This window comes from Paenibacillus sp. 1SOY10 (assembly GCF_056836745.1).
Window position 1 is genome coordinate 135654 of the sequence record NZ_JBXENK010000006.1, and the last position, 13006, is coordinate 148659.

Consider the following 13006-nt stretch of genomic DNA (forward strand, 5'->3'; position numbering starts at 1 on the left):
TTTCTCTTCCTGTTGATAAGCTTTGCCTGTTCATTTAGCAAGTGGGCTTTTTACTTTCCGATTCTTCTTCCGTGTTTCCGATACAGCATACAGGATAAGCCCAATTACGGTTGCTGCATAAGGTAGCGTAGCGATCAGCTCCGCAGGAATTTTCAGCACCTGGAACGCATTGGCGAGCGCATCTGCCGCACCAAATAGTAAGGATGTCAGTGCTGTACCTACCGTGGTACTCCGTCCCATCGATTCAGCCGCAATCGCAATCCAGCCCCGCCCGGCAATCATATCTCTTGTAAATAACGACAGATAACCCATCGACATATAGGCCCCGCCTAATCCGGCAAAAAAACCGCTAAGCAACAAGGCTATATATTGAATTCTCACAACGCTGACGCCTACGGATTGAGCTGCATGCGAATTCTCGCCAACCGAGCGGATGCGCAAGCCTAATGAAGTACGCTTGAGCAAATAATAAACCGCGAATACCGCAGCAATGGACACATAGGTCAAAATGTGGTGCCCGGATAAAATAGGTCCTAGCACAGGAATGTCTTTTAATATCGGGATATCCACACTAGGCAACACTTTGCTGGCCAAGGACGTGGACGAGCCCTTATCGCCACTTAGCAAATAGAGCAAAAACACCGTACCGCCAGAAGCAAACATATTAATGGCGATACCGCCAAGAATAACGTGTGTCTTGAATTTCAAGGTGAAAAAGGCGAGCAGGCCCGCAATGAGTGTTCCGGCAAGTACAGCACCTAGCAGGCCAATCCAGGCGCTTTGGGTATAGGAGCTAACGATAACCCCTGCCAGAGCAGATACGAGCATAATTCCTTCCATTCCGATATTGATAATCCCTGCACGATTAGAAATCAAGGCCCCAAGCGCGGCGAATAAAATAGGCGTAGTGACCCGTAACACCGAAAAGGCAAAATCCGTCGTTAAAATAACATTTAGCAAGCTATCCAAGCCGTTCATGCTTCACGCGCCTCCTTCAGTAGCATCCGGTTCTTCCAGAACTTCAGGAATTGCTCTGCCGAGATCAATAAAATAATGACAGCTTGAATAATAGAAATCATTTCAGCAGGGACATCGGACAATCGAGCCATGAGATCTGCGCCAATTCGGATATAAGCCAGGAACAAGGCCGAGGCTATGACAGACAAGGGATTGTTCTTGGCTAACATCGCTACAAGAGCACCATCCAACCCGTAACCAGGCAATGCGGTCCATTGGAAGCGGGTGTACATGCCGAGCACCTCTACAGAGCCACCCATGCCGGCAATAAAGCCGGCAATGAGATGGACAAGCACAATGACCTTGGCTGTCTTCATTCCCGAGTAACGGGCAAAACTACGGTTTGCCCCCGTCATACGTAGCTCGTAGCCCCATTTCGTTTTGTACAGGAAGAAGTGAGCAAGCACGATAAGCCCTAGAACAATGATCAAGCCCGTGTGAATCCGTGTGCCTGGAATCAGCTTGTCCAGCAAGGCCGTCTTCTCAAATTTGAAGGACACATTAGCAAATGCCTTGGCATCACGTAATTGATAATTCAACAAGTACAGTCCTATTCCGAACAAAATATTGTTGAACATCAGGGAGGTAACCAGCTCATTTGCATTCCACTTCGCCTTTAATATACCTGGGATCGCAGATAAAATAGCACCTACAATTGAGCCGGCAAGTATGGCAACCACAGGATGCATAAGACCGCCAAGCGACCAATGAATAGCAATAGCCGACGCCACTACACCCGAGAAGTAGAAAATACCCTCTGCACCCAAGTTGAACATATTAGCGCGAAATAATAAGGAGACGGCAAGGCCCGTAAACATCAGCGGAGTCGCCATTTCAATCACATTTCCGATATGTCCCACGGAATTAAGCGGTTCAAACAGGAAAATAGCAATTGTTTTTACCGGGTTCTCGCTAACCAGTGCAATAATAAGAAATGCAATGGCCAGCGCAATCAGAATCACCGCTGTAGTTCTGATCACTTCAAAGTATTTAGACTTCAACATCGTTCATAGTCCTCCTGATGTGCTGTGGCTCCTGCCGCTTAATCCCTAGCATGTAAAGCCCTAACTCCTCTTCACTTAGGCTGGAGGGGTCCTCCATATCCGCAACAATTTCTCCTTCGTACATCACCAGCAGACGATCACTAATTTCCAGCACCTCATTCAAATCCGCGGATACCAGCACGATAGCCCCCTGGTTCTCCCTAAGTTCCAGCAGCTTCTCGTGAATGAGCTGTGCCGCTCCAACATCTACACCACGTGTAGGCTGTTCTGCAAGCAGCAACTTCGGATTCGCTGAGCATTCTCTGGCAACAACAACCTTCTGCATATTGCCACCCGACAGCATGCCAATCGGCTGCTTCGGACCTGAACAACGTATTTTAAAAGCTTCAATAAGTTCGGTTGCCATGCTTGCTATTTTCGAAGCACGAAGAAAAACGCCATTATTTAAAGTTTTGGAGCGATAATGAGTTGAGATGAGGTTGTCAGATATACTGGCTTCCCCTGCCGATCCTTGGGACATCCGGTCCTCCGGTATATAAGAGACACCCAAATTCCGAATAGTCAGAATGTTGGCTTCCCGAATTTCAGTGCCCTGAACCCGAACGGTCCCACTGCTTGCTCCACCCTTAAGTCCACCTGTTAGAACATCCATCAGCTCTCGTTGTCCGTTGCCTTCAACACCTGCTATACCGACAATTTGTCCACCATGGACTGAAAAGCTTATATTATTCAATAGTGCTCTGCCCTGCGAATCGTTCACACTCAAATTCTCTACCGTTAGCACAGGCGCTTGCATGTCCAGCTTTGATTTATCGTATTTCAATACAACATCGCGCCCTACCATAAGTTTGGAAATTTCCTGCTCCGTCACTTCCGAAGTTTGAAACACTCCCTCGCTTCGTCCTCCGCGCAAAATCGTAATACGATCACAAATCGCTTTGACTTCTTTCAGCTTGTGCGAAATAAATACGATGGTATGGCCATGCTCCTTCAATTGCTGTAGCTCACGGAACAATTCTTCTGTCTCCTGCGGAGTCAATACGGCTGTAGGTTCATCCAGGATCAATATTTGAGCGCCCCGAAGCAACGCTTTTAATATTTCAACCTTTTGCTTCATCCCCACCGACAAATCTTCAACCTTCGCCTTTGGATCAACAGCCAAATTGTATTTTCGCGCGGTTTCCTCTGTCATACGAACAGCCTCGGCATAATGTATGCCCAAGCCTTTGCGTGGCTCCATTCCCAGCACCATATTTTCTGCCACTGTGAAGGAGGGTACCAGCATAAAGTGCTGATGCACCATGCCAATTCCCCGATCGATCGCATCCTGAGGCGATACTAATCTTGTCTTTTCCCCCCGGATATAAATGTCGCCTTCACTTGGCTCCTCCATACCGAAGATCATTTTCATCAAGGTTGATTTCCCTGCCCCGTTCTCACCTGCAAGCGCATGAATTTCTCCTGCACGCAATGAAAAATTCACATCACGGTTAGCAACCACTCCATTAGGATATACCTTTGTAATTCCGCGCATTTCCAGCAAAGGAGTCTCCATTGTAGATTTACACCCTCCCGACTTGAAGTTTGGCAAGCAAGCTAATTCTAAAAAACACGCAGCTTGAAGCCCCTCATTTCGAAGGGCTCCTTGCTGCGATAAGACTGCCTGCTGTTCGTTTGCTTAAGGCTTAACTGCATTCCGGATCGCTTCAACCTCAGCGGTCTCCATCCCCATAGCGTTATCCACTTCAATTTCATTATTAATCAGCTTTTGCTTCACTTCTTCCACCTTCGCCTGAATTTCTTCCGGGAAAGTCGATGTGTAAATGTCATTTTCCGCAATACCCACGCCATCTTCTTCAAAGCTGAGACGATCACGCTTACCCATTTCCAGCGTACCTTCACTCAGCTTCTTGACTGCGCCCAGAATGGCTGAATCAATTTTTTTGATCGCTGAAGTGACAATCAAATTCGCTTTTTCAGGGTCTGTATCCTTCAACAGCATGGCCTGATCAGAATCTACGCCAATCGCATATTTCTTCTTTTCCTTAGCTGCATCAAAAATACCAAGCCCCGTACCACCAGCAACGTTGAAAATAATGTCTACCCCTGAGTTATATTGGATGAGGGACAATTCCTTGCCCTTCGCCGGATTCACAAAATCACCTGCATAAGATACAGCGACTTTCACATCAGGGTCCACATATTGTGCTCCTTGAATGTAACCAACCAGGAAAGCGTTAATGCCTGGAATATCCATGCCGCCCACAAAGCCAATCACATTATCTTCATTCGCATGTTCCATTTCGGATTGTGTTGCATATGCAGCCGCAGCTCCGGCCAGGAAGGAAACCTCATTGGTCGCATAGGTCATGCTATAGACATTAGCGGGCGCTTCCTCGATATCCGTATCGTAATTGATAAACTTTTTATCAGGATTTGCTTCGGCAATCGCATTGAACATCTCTGTAATTTCAGAGCCACCGGAAATAATCACATCCCAATCCTCAGCAGCGATATCATTATAGGTTGGCTCCCATTTGGTCTTGTCCGTTCCCATCTCCACCACTTTTGTTGTTGCACCAAGCTCTTCCTTGACTTTGTTCAATCCATTATTCGCAGCATCAAAGAAGGATTTATCGCCTAATGTTCCCGGAATGAGCAAAATGACCTTTAGCTTGTCACTTTGGCCTGCTGCATCAGAGCTGTTATTTCCTGTTGAAGCCTGATTTCCACCATTGCTTCCACACGCAGTTACCAATACCATTACTACAGTTAACAGCAAAAACAGAACGTTCTTTTTCATTTTCTTCTCATCGCTCCTATTTCCGAAAAAAGTGTGTGTATCACGGTGTTTTTTTAGACCATTGCGGCTTATTTCCGAACATGATAGCTAGTCCGGTTGTAAAACTTCCGTCTAATTGGTAAGATCATAACAAAAATAAGCACAAATAATTATAAGCTTTCGGTCATGTTTTTATATGATTCGGCTAATCATTTTTACAGGAGGTGCTTTATGGATCGTGTGCTTTATATTGTAAATACTGTTCATGAGCCTAATACGCAAATCCCGTCGCATCAGCATGAATGCTACGAGCTTGTTTATTACATTAATGCCACGGGTTCCTCCAATATAGGAACAAAAAATTTTCACTACCGTCCCTCATCCTTTGCAATTATCCCCCCAGGATATAAACACGATGAAAAGCATATTCCGGAGGGAGAACCAGAAGTGCTATTCATCGGTTTTCTATGTGACAATTCCCGTCTGTCCACCCTGGCCGGAGTGTATGATGATGATAAAGAGCACACGGTACTGCAAACTTTGCTGCGAATCAAGCTGGAATTCCAACGAAAACGCGAAGGCTTCTCCGAACTGATGAACCTTCAGCTTAGTGAGATTATCGTTCATTTACTAAGAAATGTGGATGACGGCTTATCTACTCTGCCTTCGGAGGATCGTATGCAATACGTCCTCAATTACATGGATGAGCATTACCTGCAAAAATTGACCATCTCCAGCCTGTCCGAGTTGTCTGGCTATAGCTATGATCGCTTCAGGCACTTGTTCAAAGAGCGATACCAACACTCTCCACTCCGTTATCTTTTGCTAAAACGGTTAGACTATGCCAAATCATTACTGCGACATACACAATTGCCTATCTCAGAGGTATCCGCTGTCTCCGGCTTTGTCAACGACGCGCAGTTCTGCAGTATTTTTAAAAGAGAAATTGGCCTAACTCCTCGTAAATTCAGAATGAACAACAAAGGACTGGACCCGCTTTAATAGCGGCCAGTCCTTTTGTTTCCCCACGATGTCAACCCCTATTTTCAAAATTATTCGTCCAAAATCCAAAAAAAGGTTGAATTTAGACACAAAATGTTCAATAATTAGATAAGACACAAATTGTTCACAATTGAGTAAGAGTTCAAGTCTCGAACAACTTCGTCTTGGGAAGACGACTTTTTGAACAAACCTTTTATAGGCTAGCGAGATGGAAAGGAGCGATCTCTATGTGGAAGCCCGGCAACAAAATGAATGGCAACGCATTTCTTTGGATTATTGCGTTAGGCACATTTTACGCGCTGTTCTACACTATATTTACCCTTTTCGCTATCCATGGCCAGTAATCTCAGCACTCTTGTAACCGCTAACAAATACCGTCGATGATTCAGCCCATCTCCTTCGGATAGCGTATAATGAGCTTAAGCTTTAATTCGAAGGAGTCTTATTTTGAAAAATATCCTTGTCACCGGCTATCGCGCACATGAGCTAGGCATATACAACCATAAACATCAGGGTATTCCCTATATACGTCAGGCCATAGTTAACCGCTTGATTCCACTCGTTGAAGAAGGTCTGGAGTGGGTCATTACACCAGGACAATACGGCGTTGACCTATGGGCTTGTGAAGCCGTATTTGCTCTTAAGCAGCAATATCCTCAGCTAAAATGCTCTATCATTACGGCATATAGTCATCAGGAAGAGAAATGGAGCGAAGAGAAACGGGAATATTACGCCCAAATTCTACGTCAAGTCGATCATTATGCTTCTACTAGTAAGGAGGGTTATGAGGGACCCTGGCAATTCAAGGCGCGGGATGAGTTGCTGTTTCGCAAGACGGATGGAATCTTGCTCGTTTATGATGAGGATGCTGGGGAAGCCAGTCCAAAATATATGAAGGCGCGAGCCTTAAAGAAGCAAACCGAGGAAGGTTATGGCTATATCAACATTAGCTCTGAAGAGATTCAATCCCTGGCAGATGAAGAGCAATCCAATGCTTATGAGGAACAAGAGGCTTTCAACGTTGACCCCTACGGTTACAATTGAACGACAAAAGACCTGACACCCCGCTGATGCGAAGTTCCAGGTCTCTTGTTGGCTTCATTAGTTTATATTTTTCTAATAAAATCCGAATAATAGTTGTTGCCATTGCGCAAATCGAATTTCCCTGCTGCTGTCAGCGCCTGATCCATGAAATACTTGCCAAGCCAGGCCACATTACCCGCTTCTTCCCGATGTGGAAATTCAGCAGGCAGCTTAACCTGGTAATCCAAGCTCTCTTCAGCCAGCCGCTCAAACATCTTGGCAGCATAAGCGTTAAACATCATCACATGGAATGGATTCTCGTGATCCAGTGCCATCGAGATATGCTCTTCAAAAACCTCTAACGCTTTAATTGGGTCCGTAAGGGTCAAATATCCGATATGCTCCCCATGGTACAACAGAAAATCGCGGTTCGCCTTCACCAGACGATAGCCTCGGCGCTGAAGCTTATCCGCTTCTTTCTGACGTCCCAGGCGAAGCAGCGGGAAGAGAACCTTGGTAATTGTAACGTGAGGCACCTCGCCACAACTCATCCCCCCGTCAATAATCGGCTTGGCTGCTTCGATAATCGCCTCGTCATCCCCTTGCTTGACGGCGCACTCTACCATCCGATTCTGCTCGCAGGCCTCGCAATCGCTCATGTCGTCCCGTTCCATCGTTTGGACCCGTTTCATATAATCCGCCGCAACTTCAACCTCACCCATTTCATTAGCGGTTACCATCTTATAAAAATAATAGGTACGGTCACTATAACCGTATTGCTGAAATCTCTGTTTCATATCTTCCAGTAACTGGTCTATTTGTGCGCGAGTAATATCCGGAAAGTTCGGCGCTTGGTCCAGAATCCACTTATAGGACCAGAACAAGCTGAATTCATCGAAGCGCTCCGGTTCTTTATCAAACTGTCCAAGCTGCCAGGAGAAGGCAACGAGAGCTTTCAACGGATAACCGTTGAAGACGCCACATTCCACCAGCTCCGCCCGAGCTTCATAACCCTGATCAATGTCTCCCGTGGCATCAGCCAATTGAATGGCTTGCTCCAGCATCTCAACCTTGGCCCGCCCATTCGGCAGCATAAACGCCTGCTCCATCAAATCATCGAAATCGCCTTCAACATTCATATTATTTATGTTATTCATGCGAATTACCTCCAGTATGATTGACATCCATGCCCCAATCGATGAAACGAATGATTCCTTGATTCAGAAGGGCAATTTCCTTACGATTCATCGGATAATGCCCCATTAACAAGGCATTACAATACAACATCTCTACCGCAGTCGGCAGCATCCCCAGATGGCCAGACGTAAATATACGAGCTACCACGGGATTATCCAAATTCAAGTATATCGTCGCGTAGGCCGTTGCCTGATAATTCGCTCCCAAATTCCCCAGCACTGAGGATAGCAGCTCCGTGCTGGCCTCCTTGGCCGTCTCTAAAGTCCGCAGGTCTGAGGATTCCTTCGACAACGTGTAGAGCGCAGGTAAATCGGCAGGCTTAAAGCGTCTGATCTGGACACGGCAGCGGAAAGGCTGCAACGTTGCATCAGCCAGCTTAACAGCTTCATAATACTGCATCCGTTCTTCTGGTGTAATATCCGTGAAGGAAAAGGACACATCCTCCGGCAGCAGTCGCTCCACGGTAATGCGTTCATCCACCAACGGTAGTCTGGACAACAACTCGGCATCATATATGTACCCGCCGTTCACCACCAGCATCGTTTGCGCTGAGGCTACATGCGTAATCTGGCGATATTCATCCAGACTCAGGGTGTAGTAGAAATGCTGGTGATCCTTAAGCAATTCGTCAAGCTCGCGGTTCCCATAAGTCGTCTCGAAGGGTAGCCAGCGGTAAATAATGGAGAAGAATTTGTCATCCTCCACCGCCAGGGCCTTCATGGACAAGGCGTGCAGATTAATAATATGCTGAAGCCGATCCGGATCATATTCCGCCATTCTCATCAGTTCACTACGAATCGATTCGCCTAGTTGCTCGCGCACCTCTTCCAATTTGTCGTTCTCGTAGAAGCTCTCCCGGGATGCCGTCGGCTGAAGTTCATCCGTCCACACTACGCACTTCACGAAGAAGGCCCAGTCCGGTAAAATATTCTCCGCTTTCTCCGATACAAGCATATGCTTGAGATATACGCGGTGGCTCTTCTTTGCATTGAGGTTGACGGCTTGCGGAAGCACAAAGGCAATCCCACCCGTACGTCCTTCATCGGTCATCAAAGGGATAAAGTCACGGAATTTCTCCCCTAATAGCCGCTCCCCAAGCTTAAGCACTTCTTGCCGATGGCTTCGCGCCAATCCAGGCTCTTGAATCCACACAGGAATGTCTTCATTAATGACGCGCTCCCCTTGACCAGATTGCAGAATGATAGGATAAGGCAACAGGGCCCCGTAATAATGCAACCACTGCGCCAGACTAGCTTCTTCAAAATATATCTCGCAGCCCGGCTTGCAACGCAAATAAACCTTGGTTCCGGGGGACAGCTCTCCCTCAAGCGTACGAATGCTATAGGTTCCGTCAGGTTTCCCTCGCCATTCAAGCGCTGGACCGCCCTTGGCAGACCGCGTAATCATCACAATCTCATCGCTGACCATGAAGCAAGACAGCAAGCCAATGCCAAAGCGACCGATGAAGGATTCCTCCTTAGCCAGGAAATCCTCCCCACGCTTGGAGGACTGCCCGATCATTGCCAGGAATTCATGCACCTCGGCTTCGGTCAAGCCCACTCCGTTATCTTCAACCGTTAATGTAACGTTATTGCCACTCCCGGCCACTTCAACCACAATGCGTCCCGTAAACCCATGCTCCTGTAAACCATTTCGGGCCGTTACGGCATCGACTCCATTCTGCAGGAGCTCGCGCAAATATACTTTAGGATTACTGTACAAATGATTGGACAGGATGTTAATCATCCCGCTTAAATTCACCTGAAAACGATAGTTTTCTTCTACACTCATGTTAATCTCCTTCCTTGCTATAAAACATCTATTACTCTCGTCTAGTTCCAAACCTCCAGTTTCCCTGAAAATAGCACAATCTTCCTCCTTTTGAAAAGGGACCTCAGCCCCACCTTACCGAAAGCAGGGAGACAACAGCCAGGGTCGCTGCATACGATATCAAGATTAATTCCGCAGCTATTGCTCAGATCCTAAGGAGGTATACTCGTGAACAATCAGCACCTTCCGACGGTGGCTTATTTCAGCATGGAATACGGATTGCATAACGACTTCAAGATATACGCCGGGGGGCTTGGTATTCTCGCCGGCGACTTCATCAAAGGAGCCAAGGACCTCAACGTCCCGCTAATCGGCATCGGAATCAGATGGAAGCAAGGCTATACCGAGCAACGCATCGATCACGAAGGCAAGCCCTATGATACGTTCACTGATCAGGAATACGACTTTCTGGAGGATACCGGGGTTAGACTCACCGTAACGGTCAAGGATGCCGAAGTCCCCTGTAAAGTATGGAAAACAGAGCACTTTGGCAATAATCCGCTATACTTGCTCGATACTGACCTCGATGGAAGCCCCCACGGCTGGATGACCTCACGGCTATATGGAGGCTCTAGCGAAGAACGCATCGCCCAAGAGATTATTCTCGGCATAGGCGGAGTGAAGGCCATTCGGGCGCTCAGCCTCGAAGCCGACGTCTATCATTTCAATGAAGGCCATGCAGCCCTGGCCGCTACAGAATTAATCAGGGAGAAGATGGCTGACGGTCTCTCCTTCGAATCCGCTTGGCGCAAAACCCGTGAAGAAGTCGTGTTCACTACCCATACGCCAGTTAAAGAGGGCAATGAAGCTCATACCCTGGATTTATTGGGAACGATGTCTGCTTATAACGGCCTAACCCGCGAACAGATGGAGCAAATCGGCGGCAACCCGTTCAATATGACCGTTGCCGGCTTGCGGCTCTCCCGCCGCTCCAATGCCGTAGCAGCACTCCATGCCAGGACGGCCAACCGGATGTGGAAGGACGTGCCTAACAGATCGGAAATTATCGGCATCACCAATGCCATCCATTTGCCTACATGGGCCGACCCACGCATGACTCAGGCTTATGAGCACGGTGGCGATCTCTGGGCGGTTCATATGGAACTCAAGCGTGAACTGATTGACTGGATACGCGGGTATTCCGGGATCACACTGAATCCTGATCGTTTACTGATTGGCTTCTCAAGGCGGGCCGCTCCTTACAAGCGCAGCGACCTGATCTTCTCGCAACCCGAATTGATAACCCCTTACCTGGAGAGCGGACAGATTCAAATCGTCTTCTCCGGCAAAGCTCACCCCAACGATGAGACCGGCAAGCAAATTGTCAGCCGTCTGGTCACCATGATGAAGAAGTACCCTGGCAGCGTCGTATTTCTGGAGAACTATGATATGACGATTGGCGCCAAGCTCACCCGGGGTGCAGATGTATGGCTGAACAACCCCCGAAGGCCGCTGGAAGCAAGCGGAACCTCAGGCATGAAGGCTGCCGTCAACGGTGTCCTCAACTGCTCCATTCTCGATGGTTGGTGGCCCGAAGCTTGCCTGGACGGGGAGAACGGCTGGCAGATCGGAGACGGGTTCGAATCGGATGATGTTGCCGAACTCGATCGCCACGATAGTGCTGCTCTTTACGACACGATTCTCCAGCGGGTTGTGCCCACGTATTATCATGATCAGGCCCGCTGGGTGAGAATGATGCGCAGAAGCATTGAAACGACCCATGAAGCCTTCTCCACTCGCCGGATGCTTCTAGATTATTACGAGCAGCTTTATCAACCGTTGCGCAAATAGACACAAAGCGTACCTATCGGACTAACAAACCTCTCCGATATAGTTCATTATCCCTGCCCTCCTTCCGATAATATATAGATACTAATGCCTATATAAGAAGAAGGAGAATTATTCAACATGATGAACAAACACACTCTGCACAAGCTGCTGATGCTGGCACTGGCCCTCATCTGTCTCGTCCCGGCAAGTCTTAGCGCTTCCGCAGCAGCGCCAGCCAAGGTCAAAAATGTGGTATTGCTGGATGCCAAAACCAACCTCGCTTATATACCCGGCCGGGTATTGAACGGATTCGAGGAGACCAGCGTACAGTGGAATCCAGCGGATAAGAAGGTGCATATTATCAAAGGCGAATTGCGCGTCACCCTACAGGCAGGTAGCACCGTTGCTTATGTGAACGAGGAGACCCGCACCTTGACCAGTGGGCCCTTCACCGAAGCAGGTACGGCCTACCTTCCACTACAAGTAATTAAGGATATCCTGCAAATTCCAATTCAATGGAACAAAGAGGCAAGCTCCGTCAGTATCGGTCAAGAAGAAACAAAGCTGACTCTGCCCTACATCACCCGTAGTACAGCAGCCAACCAGGGGAAAGTTATCGTCAGCGAGCGCAAAACCTTCAAGGTGGGCAGCCTTTCCTTCAATGTACAAATGGTGACGATCTCCTTAATGGACCCTAAGGTTCAGCTCAAGGTCGCTTTGGCTGGAGATGAGATTGGCAAGGTTGAGGATCTCAGCAGCCTAGCCAAACGTCATAAGGCAGCCGTAGCGATTAACGGCACCTTCTTCAACGCTTACACCTCGGAGGCTCATAAAGCCCCTTATGGCTACATTGTGAGCAATGGTGAACTGAAAATGAGAGCCAGCGGCGACAAGCGCACCATCTTCGCCTACGACTCCAATTTGCTGACACGGCTCATTCCTGGTACAGAATTTACGGAGGCATTTGCTGAAGGAAATATAGAGGGTGCCTTGCAAGCCGGACCACGTCTTGTGGTGGATGGCAAGGTAGCCATCGATGTGAAGACCGAGGGCTTCAGAGACCCGAAAATTCTTACTGGCGGCGGAGCCCGGAGTGCTCTGGGAATTACACGCGATCACAAGCTGATTCTGCTGACATCCGGGGGAGCTACCATCCCGCAACTGGCTGAGATTATGAAGCAAGCCGGGGCCTATCAAGCTATGAACCTGGATGGCGGAGCTTCCAGCGGACTGTATTATAACGGCAAATATCTCACTTCCCCAGGGCGCAAAATCAGCAACGCCTTGCTGGTCACCTATCCTTAACAGCGGGTGAATTCTCATGCAAGTACATGAGTGAATTGTTCGTCACCAGCTTTCTAAATGACAAACGGCACTTCCG

Annotated in this window: 10 protein-coding genes; 4 read left to right on the top strand and 6 right to left on the bottom strand. The window is 48.0% G+C overall.

What is annotated here, in order from left to right; all coding sequences use genetic code 11:
• Positions 1-30: 30 nt before the first annotated feature.
• From AC1VOR_RS15825 to AC1VOR_RS15840, 4 genes are all read right to left on the bottom strand, one after another.
• The gene (locus AC1VOR_RS15825) at positions 31-978 is read right to left on the bottom strand and encodes an ABC transporter permease (protein WP_482619098.1); all 948 of its coding nucleotides are present in this window, start codon (positions 976-978) and stop codon (positions 31-33) included.
• Positions 975-2021: an ABC transporter permease gene (locus tag AC1VOR_RS15830; RefSeq protein ID WP_482619100.1), complete on the bottom strand. Its 1047-nt coding sequence runs from the start codon at positions 2019-2021 to the stop codon at positions 975-977. Before AC1VOR_RS15830 ends, AC1VOR_RS15825 begins: the two co-directional genes overlap by 4 nt.
• Positions 2008-3576, bottom strand: coding sequence for an ABC transporter ATP-binding protein (locus AC1VOR_RS15835; RefSeq protein WP_482619102.1), 1569 nt, complete (start codon positions 3574-3576; stop codon positions 2008-2010). Before AC1VOR_RS15835 ends, AC1VOR_RS15830 begins: the two co-directional genes overlap by 14 nt.
• Before the next feature lie 123 nt (positions 3577-3699).
• Positions 3700-4824, bottom strand: a complete 1125-nt coding sequence (locus tag AC1VOR_RS15840; protein ID WP_482619104.1) for a BMP family ABC transporter substrate-binding protein — start codon at positions 4822-4824, stop codon at positions 3700-3702.
• Between the two features lie 210 nt (positions 4825-5034).
• Between AC1VOR_RS15840 and AC1VOR_RS15845 the strand changes: the two genes are divergently transcribed.
• Both AC1VOR_RS15845 and AC1VOR_RS15850 read left to right on the top strand, forming a co-directional pair.
• A complete protein-coding gene (locus AC1VOR_RS15845; protein WP_482619106.1) occupies positions 5035-5805 on the top strand; it encodes a helix-turn-helix domain-containing protein in 771 nt (256 codons plus the stop codon).
• A 447-nt stretch (positions 5806-6252) separates the two neighbouring features.
• Positions 6253-6849: an SLOG family protein gene (locus tag AC1VOR_RS15850; RefSeq protein WP_482619108.1), complete on the top strand. Its 597-nt coding sequence runs from the start codon at positions 6253-6255 to the stop codon at positions 6847-6849.
• A 62-nt stretch (positions 6850-6911) separates the two neighbouring features.
• On the opposite strand, the gene AC1VOR_RS15855 is transcribed toward AC1VOR_RS15850, so the two are convergent.
• Together AC1VOR_RS15855 and AC1VOR_RS15860 are read right to left on the bottom strand one after the other, a co-directional pair.
• Positions 6912-7985, bottom strand: coding sequence for a hypothetical protein (locus tag AC1VOR_RS15855; protein ID WP_482619110.1), 1074 nt, complete (start codon positions 7983-7985; stop codon positions 6912-6914).
• The gene (locus AC1VOR_RS15860) at positions 7978-9816 is read right to left on the bottom strand and encodes an HSP90 family protein (RefSeq protein ID WP_482619112.1); all 1839 of its coding nucleotides are present in this window, start codon (positions 9814-9816) and stop codon (positions 7978-7980) included. Before AC1VOR_RS15860 ends, AC1VOR_RS15855 begins: the two co-directional genes overlap by 8 nt.
• A 207-nt stretch (positions 9817-10023) precedes the next feature.
• Between AC1VOR_RS15860 and glgP the strand changes: the two genes are divergently transcribed.
• Positions 10024-11646, top strand: a complete 1623-nt coding sequence (gene glgP / locus AC1VOR_RS15865) for an alpha-glucan family phosphorylase (RefSeq protein ID WP_482619114.1) — start codon at positions 10024-10026, stop codon at positions 11644-11646.
• Between the two features lie 120 nt (positions 11647-11766).
• Positions 11767-12930, top strand: coding sequence for a phosphodiester glycosidase family protein (locus AC1VOR_RS15870; RefSeq protein ID WP_482619209.1), 1164 nt, complete (start codon positions 11767-11769; stop codon positions 12928-12930).
• The last annotated feature ends 76 nt before the right edge of the window (positions 12931-13006 follow it).